Below are 7,542 nucleotides of genomic sequence, written 5' to 3'. Positions count from 1 at the left end.
AAATCTGGTGGAAGCGATTGGCGTGTTTCGATAGCCGACGAGTCGCAGAAGGCTGAGACGGCATCGCCGCTATCGCTGCAATGAGCGGCCGGCCGTCCTTCCTGGTGAGCGAGATGTGGGCAAGCCGATCATGGCCGGCGCCTCAGCCCCAGAGCGCTGGTTTGTTGACCATCAAATAGTAGGTGCCGGCCATGGCCACAAAAGCGGGGTAGCCCAGAGCTTCCCAGCGCAACTGATAATGCCGGAAAAGTGGTGGCAAGGCCTGGCTTTGGCTGTGGGCCTGAGTCGCGAGGGCCGCCATGCGCATCTGCAACCAGACTACAGGCAGCCAGCAGATGCCGGCCAGCGCATACAGCCCCAGAGAAAGTGCGAGCCAGGGCGTGGTGAGCGGCCAGCCTGCCAGATGGGCCATGGCAATGCCCGTGATCGGTTGAATGAAGACGCAGGGAGTAGTGAACCACCAGTCAGCCCGTACCACCAGGCGGCTGACCACGGCCTGGGCGGCGACCGAGCCGCTGCGGTTTGCGAAGAACATATAGAAGGCCGAGCCGAGGCCGGTGCCGACAAGCAGCACGCTGGAGAGGATATGCAGTGTCTTGAGCAACAGATAGGTATTCATGATTCAAGCCTGTTGGAGGAGCTGTCTGTTTGCAGCAAGAACCACAGCATGGCGGCGATGGGCAGGTTCTTGAGCAGCGGCCCCAGAGGGTGCAGCCACAGCGTGGGCTGAAGAGCCGTGCCGATCACGGTCATGGCCGTCATCAGCAGCAGGGCGCTCAGGTAGATGGCGCGGCCGGGGCGCAGCAGCAAGGCCAGACCCAGAGCCAAATCGGCCAGCAGGCCGGACCAGATGAGCAGTGCCTGCCAGCGTGCATCGTCAATGCCGCCCTGGTCCAGCAAGCGGGCACCTTCGTGGTTGAGGCCCGAGAGTCCGAGATAGTCCAGCGCGCTGACCACAGCCGTGCCCAGCCAGACGACGACCAGACTGGCGTGCATGAATCTGGCAGCTTGCTTGTGCGGGTTGGCTCTGCTGCCGTTTTGCAACTCAGGCATGGCGGCGGCCTTCCTTGGGCAAGGTGGCCAGCATGGCATCCGGAGCCACGGGCGCGCGCCCCAGCAGCGAGGCCAGGGTCTGGGGATCGGTGACGTTGTCGTTTTCCAGCAAGGCCATGGTTTCACTGCACCAGGGCAGGGCTGGTATCTGGTCGCCGACTCTGGCACTGCCCTTGCTCATCCAGTCTGGCAGGGCATGCACCGAAGCCGGGCCGTAACCCATCTGGGCGCGCAGGCTGGCGATAAAGGCCTCGGTCGAAAGCGGCTGGGGGCCGCCGATTTCGACGATACCCTCGCAGGTGTCCGAGGTCGCCATATGCGCGAGCACTTCGGCCAGATCGCGCACGGCCACGGGCTGAATCTGGCTGCTTCGCATGAGTTCGGGCAGCAGCAAAACGGGCAGTCTGGCCAGATTCAGAAACAACTGGCTGCTGGCACCGCCCGCGCCAAAGATGATGCTGGGGCGCACGACAACGGGCTTGAGCAGCGCTTGCCTGCCCAGCGCCAGCAGATGTTCGTCGGCCGCGCGCTTGGTGCTTGCGTACTGGGTGCCGCTCTGACCGGCCCCCAGCGCCGAGACCTGAACCACGCGGCGCACGCCGGCCTGGACGCAGGCATCAAACAGCGCGATGGGAGCCAGAGAGTGCAGGGTCTGCAGATCCTGGCCGGGCTTGTCGCGCAGAGCGCCGACGGCGTTGATGACGGCGTCGATGCCCTGCAGATGCTCAAGCCATGCCTCGGCCGTGGTGCAGGCGCCAAAGTCCAGAGGCGGCTGGCTGTGGCGGCTGCGCACCACGGGGTCGTGGTCCAGCAGGGCCAGCGCATTCACGATATGTCGGCCCAGAAAGCCTGTGCCGCCGCAGATCAGAACTCGCATACGCTACTCCTTTGCAATTTTCTGCCTTGGCAGAATTCAGTTCGGCTTCAATCGTTGCCACTCTCTCGGCCGCCATCCTTGCCTCGGACAAAGCGCTGGACGCTGGCGCCAAGGCGCAGGATCTTGTCCAGCGTGGCCGGCGACAGGCGCAGCATTTCGTCGGTCCAGATGCCCAGCGAATCCATGAGGCGCAGCGTCTCGTGCACGCGGTCCTGGGCATCGGGCGTTTCCTTCTCGAATTCGGGCTGGGCGATCAATTCGCGCAGCAGTGCACTGGTGGGGTCGAACTCGCGCTGCTTGCGCTCTCGCACAATGGTGCGCAGCAGCTCCCAGACATCGGCCGAGGTCTCGAAATACTCGCGTCGGTCACCGCTCTTGCGGCTGCTGCGAATCAGGTTCCAGTTCAGCAGCTCCTTGAGGCTGTTGCTGACGTTGGAGCGTGCTGCACCCAGGGTTTCGCAGATTTCGTCGGCATTGAGGGGGCGGCCATGAAAGAAGAGCAGTGCATGAATTTGCGCCACCGTGCGGTTGACGCCCCAGGCGTTGCCCATATCTCCCCAGTGGTGCACAAAGCGTTCAGCGATAGGACTCAGTTGCATGAAACGAAGTGTGGTCTTGCTTGAAATTTCTGTCAATACAGAAATTTCTATTCGTGTGAATGCCCGAGCGGGATCAGCAAGGTGTTTGTGTAGGCTTTGTCCATGGGAGCCGGGACGGTAAGCAATTTTCTTGAAATGAAGAAATTTCACATCGACCTGGTCGCTGCGTCGCTACTCGTAAAATAGCCGCATTACAGGGGCATGGAGCCCCGTCAGGGAAGGGAGAGTTCATGACCGCTGCATCCGTCTTGCGTGTCGCCTCGGTTCTGTCGGCCTGTGCTTGGGCCCAGGTCGCATCGGCTGCCTGCTATTTTGTCTATGCCCCCAATAACGAGCTGATCTATCGCTCCAATGTGGCGCCGGTCGATCTATCCCTGCCTCTGCATCAGACGGTGCCGCAACTCTCCTCCGGAGCGCGCATGTTTTTCTCGCTTGACGAGTACAACTGTGCCACCGAGGTCAACCTGATCGCCGAGCGCGCCCAGATTGCTGCGGCGCGCAACAACCGCGAGCGCCGCCTGCGCGAAGAACAACGCTTCTGATTGCATAGCTGTCAGACAAGCGCCAGCGGCACCTTGAGGCTTGATTTTGCCTTGCACAAGGCCGATCGGCCGGGCGCGTCGCATGGGCGCCCATGCAGTTTTTTGCCGTGGTCGGCTCTCGGGTATGGGGTGGCCTGAGACAATCGGGCACCATGAGTGAATCCCGCGACAACAAAATTCCCGAAAACCTGCCCGAAGTCCCGTCTGATGCCCCGGCGCTGCCCGAGGGCTGGCTGGAAGTGCTGTCCATGGACATGGATGCCCAGGGCGTAGCCCGCAAGCCCGACGGCAAGGTGGTCTTCATCGACGGCGCCTTGACCGGTGAAATCGTCAGCGCCAACACCCATCGCAAGAAGAACAACTGGGAAGCGGCCACGCTGACCGAAATCCACCGCGAGTCCTCGCAGCGCGTGACGCCCGGCTGCCCTAATTTCGGGCTGCACGCCGGCGCCTGCGGTGGCTGCAAGATGCAGCATCTGCATGTGGCGGCCCAGGTCGCCATCAAGCAGCGTGTGCTGGAGGACAACCTCTGGCATCTGGCCAAGGTCAAGCCTGAGACGCTGCTGCGCCCCATCGAAGGCCCGGCCTGGGGCTATCGCTTTCGCTCGCGCCTGTCGGTGCGCTATGTGGCCAAGAAGGGCAAGGTGCTGGTGGGCTTTCACGAGCGCAAGAGCCGCTACATCGCCGACATGGAGGTCTGCAAGATTTTGCCGCCCCATGTGGATGCCATGCTCATGCCCATGCGCGCACTGATCGCCAGCATGGATGCGCGCGAAACCTGCCCGCAGATCGAAGTGGCCTGCGGCGACCATGTCACCGCCCTGGTGCTGCGTCACCTGGAGCCTCTGTCGGAGGCCGACAAGCAGCGCCTGCGCGACTTTGCTGCCGAGCAGAACGTCCAGTGGTGGCTGCAGCCCAAGGGCCCGGATACCGTGCATCTGATGGAAGAAGGCGGCACACAGCTGTCCTACGGTCTGCCGGACTTTGGTATCACCATGCCGTTCAAGCCCACCGACTTCACCCAGGTCAATCCGCATATCAACCGCGTGCTGGTCACGCGCTCCTTGCGCCTGCTGGATGCAAAAAAGGACGAGCGCGTCATCGACTGGTTCTGCGGCCTGGGCAACTTCACGCTGCCCATTGCCACCATGGCGCGCGAGGTGCTGGGCATCGAAGGTTCGGAAACCCTGGTCAAGCGCTCGCACGAGAACTATGCGGGCAACAATGCCACGCGCAGCGAAGACGACAAGCTGGCTCCCACCAGCTTTGTGGCGCGCAATCTGTTCGAGATGACGCCCTCCATGCTGATTGCCGACGGCAACTCCGACAAGTGGCTGGTCGATCCTCCGCGTGAAGGTGCGTTTGCCTTGTCCAAGGCACTGGCCGATATTCACCAGATCCGCATCGGCGCCAAGCAGACCGGTGTGGCCAGCGAAGAGCAGCCCGATTTGCTGCCGCCGCTGCCCGAGGGGCAGGAAAACTGGCAGTTCCCCAAGCGCATTGTCTATGTGAGCTGCAACCCGGCCACGCTGGCGCGCGATGCAGGCTTGCTGGTGCATCAGGCCGGCTATCGCTGCGTGGCCGCCGGTGTGGTGAATATGTTCCCGCATACGGCGCATGTGGAATCCATGGCCGTTTTCGAGCGCGCATAAGCGAGCATGCCCTGAACTGCGCCTGCGCCTGCGCGGCGCAGTTCAGCCGCCAAGGGACGTATCCAGAATCATCATCACCACAAAGCCGAGCATGAGTCCTGTGGTGGCCCAGGCTTCATGGCCCTTGCGGTGGGATTCCGGAATGATTTCGTGGCTGATGACAAACAGCATGGCACCGGCTGCAAAACCCAGACCCCAGGGCAGCAGCACGCTGGAGCTGCTGACCACGATGGCGCCGATCACGGCGCCCAGGGGCTCGATCAAACCTGTCAGAGCACCCAGCACCACCGCAAAACCGCGGGTATAGCCGGCAGCCAGCAAAGAGGCTGCGACGACAAAACCCTCGGGGACATCCTGTATGGCAATGCCCAGCGTGAGAGAGCTGGCGCGCAGCCCTTCGTTGGCGGCGTAGCCCACGCCGATGGCCAGACCTTCCGGAAGATTGTGCAGGGTGATGGCAATGACAAACAGCCAGGTGCGCCGCAACTGCCTGGCATCGGCGCCTTCACGGCCTTTGATGAAGTGCTCGTGCGGCAGCAGGCGTTCCATGGCCAGCAGGGCTGCACCTCCGAGCAAGATGGCTGTGCCGATCAAGGCACCGCTCATCCATTCGCTGCTTGCGGGCGAGGTCGCTGCCTTGGCGGCTTCCAGTCCGGGCAGAATCAATGAAAAGGCACAGGCAGCCAGCATCACGCCTGCGCCAAAGCCAAACAGCGTGTCCTGTGTGCGCTCGGACGGATGTTGGCTCAGCAGCACGGGCAAGGCGCCCAGCGCGGTCGCCAGTGCCGCCATGCTGCCGCCCAGCAGCGCATTCAGTGCTGCGGGATTGGTCTGCAGCTGCTTCCAGACCATGGATGCCAGCACCAGAGCGCCGGCCGCAGAGATCAGCAGCCCGAGCCGGGTTCTGAGCGGCAGGGGCGTCTGGCTGGAAGAGGCGGTCTGCAGTCCGTCCGGGCCCATGGCTCAGCTCCTGACAGCCTGGGCGGCGGCAGCGAAGCGGCGCGCCACTTCATTCCAGTCCACCACGTTGTAGAAGGCGGCGATGTATTCGGGGCGGCGGTTCTGGTATTTCAGGTAATAGGCATGCTCCCAGACGTCCAGGCCCAGAATCGGCGTGTTGCCGCTGCCAATGCCCAGCATCAGAGGGTTGTCCTGATTGGCGCTGCTCTCCACATGCAGCTTGCCGCTGCGGTCCACGCTGAGCCAGGCCCAGCCGCTGCCAAAGCGGCTGATGGCCGCCTTGGTGAACTCGGTCTTGAAGTTCTCGAAGCCGCCCAGGTCCTTGTCAATGGCTGCTGCAAGAGCGCCCTGCGGCAGACCGCCCCCTTTGGGAGACATGACTTGCCAGAACAGGCTGTGATTGGCGTGACCGCCGCCGTTGTTGCGCACGGCCGGGCGCAATGCTTGCGGCAGTGATTCGACCTTGGCGAGCAGGTCGTCCAGCGGCCATTGCGCGTACTCGGTGCCTTCGAGTGCCGCATTGAGATTGTTGACATAGGTCTGATGGTGCCTGGAGTAGTGGATCTCCATGGTTTGTGCATCGATATGCGGCTCCAGCGCCGCGTAGTCGTAGGCCAGTGGGGGCAGGGTGTAGCTCATGAGTAAAAGCCTTGGCAGTGAGAGAGAAGGGAGTCAGTGCAGTAATGCATGCGCGGACTCGAAGCTGGCAAGGCGAGAGTGCCTGTTGCTGGCGGGGTGGGTGAGAAAGGGGGCGGATGTCGAGGCACAGACGCCCGCGACGGCATGGGGGTCTGCTGCACCATGCTCGGCCCGTGCGGCCAGAAGCTGCGGCAGATGGCGGTATATCGCCAGACTCAGGGACTGATTGGTGGAGTCCTGCTGCAGAAATGGCATCAGGGTCTGCTGCGCCTCATGCAGGCATTCAAATGCTGCTCCCGCCCGATCTGCTTCGACGAGAGCATCCGCCAGATTCAGGTGGGCAACGACAAAAGCGGCGATACGGTCATCGTCGGTAATGTCGCCGGACTCCGCGACCAGCAACTGCAAGCCAAGCTGTTGTGCATGTCTATAGTGTTCAAGTGCTGAGAGATGGCGATGCTCCAGCGTTGCGGCCAGCGCCGTGCGGGTTTGCTGCTTCCAGGCGGACAGCAAATCAGCTGCCGAGGTGTTTGTCGTGTTGACTCTCATGAGGCTCCTTCGATGCAGGCTTGGGCTGCCACGACTTTTCCATCCTCTCCCGATGGGTGAATGCGAACCACCCGCAAGGCGGTCGGCTGATCTACCAGCAGGCAGGTCTTGCCGGTGCGCTTGCAGTGATCCTTCACGCGCCAGTAGGCTCCGTCGCTGATGCAACCTGTCTGGCAAATCACCAGGTCGGCGGCGTGCAGACTGTCTTCCAGTAGTTGCTGCTCGGCCAAGGCCTGGCTGTCGGCATCCTCAACCAAAGGCCAGTCGACGCCGGACGCTGTCTGTTCGGCTGTAGGTTGAGGTGCTTCCTGCAGCAGATCCAGTGCCATCGCCTGGGCCAGGGCGTGGCGCTGCTCACGCTCCCAGGCCAGAGCGCTGTCGCGGACAATGACTTTGGCCCTGAGCTGCACAAGCTGCCGCTTGAGTGTTTCCACTTCGCGTGCCAGCGATTGCATCTGTGCCGTGCAGCGGGTCTGCACTTCCATATAGGTCAGCATGAGGGCCTCATGCTCAAGGCGTATTTGGTCGAAGTCATCATCTGGCACGGCAGTCTTGTCCCCATGGTTGAGAGCACAACAGAACTCGTCGCAGGGATGCGTGTATGTGCAGCTAAGAATGGAATCAATAATTCATGAATATAAATGAGAATTGTTTGTATTCAATACACACAA

10 protein-coding genes are annotated in these 7,542 nt (G+C 62.1%); 2 read left to right on the top strand and 8 right to left on the bottom strand.

Features of this window, described 5'->3' with window-relative positions; genetic code table 11:
• Nucleotides 1–142 precede the first annotated feature (142 nt).
• From P353_RS04085 to P353_RS04070, 4 genes are read right to left on the bottom strand one after another with little or no spacing between them, the layout of a single operon-like run.
• Entirely contained in the window at nt 143–619 is a 477-nt protein-coding gene (locus tag P353_RS04085; RefSeq protein ID WP_034365693.1) for a DUF2269 family protein, read from the bottom strand.
• Complete coding sequence (locus P353_RS04080; protein ID WP_034365690.1) at nt 616–1,053, bottom strand: DoxX-like family protein; 438 nt, start codon at nt 1,051–1,053, stop codon at nt 616–618. Before P353_RS04080 ends, P353_RS04085 begins: the two co-directional genes overlap by 4 nt.
• Nucleotides 1,046–1,930, bottom strand: coding sequence for an NAD-dependent epimerase/dehydratase family protein (locus tag P353_RS04075; protein WP_034365687.1), 885 nt, complete (start codon nt 1,928–1,930; stop codon nt 1,046–1,048). The genes P353_RS04080 and P353_RS04075 overlap by 8 nt, the downstream gene beginning before the upstream one ends.
• Before the next feature lie 47 nt (nt 1,931–1,977).
• Complete coding sequence (locus P353_RS04070) at nt 1,978–2,529, bottom strand: GbsR/MarR family transcriptional regulator (RefSeq protein WP_034365683.1); 552 nt, start codon at nt 2,527–2,529, stop codon at nt 1,978–1,980.
• Nucleotides 2,530–2,759: 230 nt separating this feature from the next.
• Between P353_RS04070 and P353_RS04065 the strand changes: the two genes are divergently transcribed.
• Both P353_RS04065 and rlmD read left to right on the top strand, forming a co-directional pair.
• Nucleotides 2,760–3,071, top strand: coding sequence for a hypothetical protein (locus tag P353_RS04065; RefSeq protein WP_034365680.1), 312 nt, complete (start codon nt 2,760–2,762; stop codon nt 3,069–3,071).
• 152 nt (nt 3,072–3,223) lie between these two features.
• Nucleotides 3,224–4,723, top strand: coding sequence for a 23S rRNA (uracil(1939)-C(5))-methyltransferase RlmD (gene rlmD / locus P353_RS04060; protein ID WP_034365677.1), 1,500 nt, complete (start codon nt 3,224–3,226; stop codon nt 4,721–4,723).
• 42 nt (nt 4,724–4,765) lie between these two features.
• Here the strand turns inward: rlmD and P353_RS04055 are convergent, their stop codons facing one another.
• From P353_RS04055 to P353_RS04040, 4 genes are read right to left on the bottom strand one after another with little or no spacing between them, the layout of a single operon-like run.
• Nucleotides 4,766–5,683, bottom strand: coding sequence for a ZIP family metal transporter (locus P353_RS04055; protein ID WP_034365674.1), 918 nt, complete (start codon nt 5,681–5,683; stop codon nt 4,766–4,768).
• A gap of 3 nt (nt 5,684–5,686) precedes the next feature.
• Nucleotides 5,687–6,322 (bottom strand): superoxide dismutase, encoded by a 636-nt coding sequence (locus tag P353_RS04050; protein WP_034365671.1) that lies wholly within the window; start codon nt 6,320–6,322, stop codon nt 5,687–5,689.
• Nucleotides 6,323–6,355: 33 nt separating this feature from the next.
• Nucleotides 6,356–6,871: a hypothetical protein gene (locus tag P353_RS04045; RefSeq protein ID WP_034365668.1), complete on the bottom strand. Its 516-nt coding sequence runs from the start codon at nt 6,869–6,871 to the stop codon at nt 6,356–6,358.
• On the bottom strand, nt 6,868–7,368 hold the full coding sequence (locus tag P353_RS04040) for a DUF2325 domain-containing protein (RefSeq protein ID WP_034365664.1): 501 nt from the start codon (nt 7,366–7,368) through the stop codon (nt 6,868–6,870). The genes P353_RS04045 and P353_RS04040 overlap by 4 nt, the downstream gene beginning before the upstream one ends.
• Between the last annotated feature and the right edge of the window lie 174 nt (nt 7,369–7,542).

This window comes from Comamonas testosteroni (assembly GCF_000761245.1).
GTDB lineage: Bacteria > Pseudomonadota > Gammaproteobacteria > Burkholderiales > Burkholderiaceae_C > Comamonas > Comamonas testosteroni_C.
This window is presented reverse-complemented; position numbering and strand designations above follow the sequence as displayed.

What these genes read in the sequence shown, in the direction of transcription:
- P353_RS04085 (WP_034365693.1), bottom strand. Translation starts at nt 619, where the DNA reads ATGAATACCTATCTGTTGCTCAAGACACTGCATATCCTCTCCAGCGTG.
- P353_RS04080 (WP_034365690.1), bottom strand. Translation starts at nt 1,053, where the DNA reads ATGCCTGAGTTGCAAAACGGCAGCAGAGCCAACCCGCACAAGCAAGCT.
- P353_RS04075 (WP_034365687.1), bottom strand. Translation starts at nt 1,930, where the DNA reads ATGCGAGTTCTGATCTGCGGCGGCACAGGCTTTCTGGGCCGACATATC.
- P353_RS04070 (WP_034365683.1), bottom strand. Translation starts at nt 2,529, where the DNA reads ATGCAACTGAGTCCTATCGCTGAACGCTTTGTGCACCACTGGGGAGAT.
- P353_RS04065 (WP_034365680.1), top strand. Translation starts at nt 2,760, where the DNA reads ATGACCGCTGCATCCGTCTTGCGTGTCGCCTCGGTTCTGTCGGCCTGT.
- rlmD (WP_034365677.1), top strand. Translation starts at nt 3,224, where the DNA reads ATGAGTGAATCCCGCGACAACAAAATTCCCGAAAACCTGCCCGAAGTC.
- P353_RS04055 (WP_034365674.1), bottom strand. Translation starts at nt 5,683, where the DNA reads ATGGGCCCGGACGGACTGCAGACCGCCTCTTCCAGCCAGACGCCCCTG.
- P353_RS04050 (WP_034365671.1), bottom strand. Translation starts at nt 6,322, where the DNA reads ATGAGCTACACCCTGCCCCCACTGGCCTACGACTACGCGGCGCTGGAG.
- P353_RS04045 (WP_034365668.1), bottom strand. Translation starts at nt 6,871, where the DNA reads ATGAGAGTCAACACGACAAACACCTCGGCAGCTGATTTGCTGTCCGCC.
- P353_RS04040 (WP_034365664.1), bottom strand. Translation starts at nt 7,368, where the DNA reads ATGCTGACCTATATGGAAGTGCAGACCCGCTGCACGGCACAGATGCAA.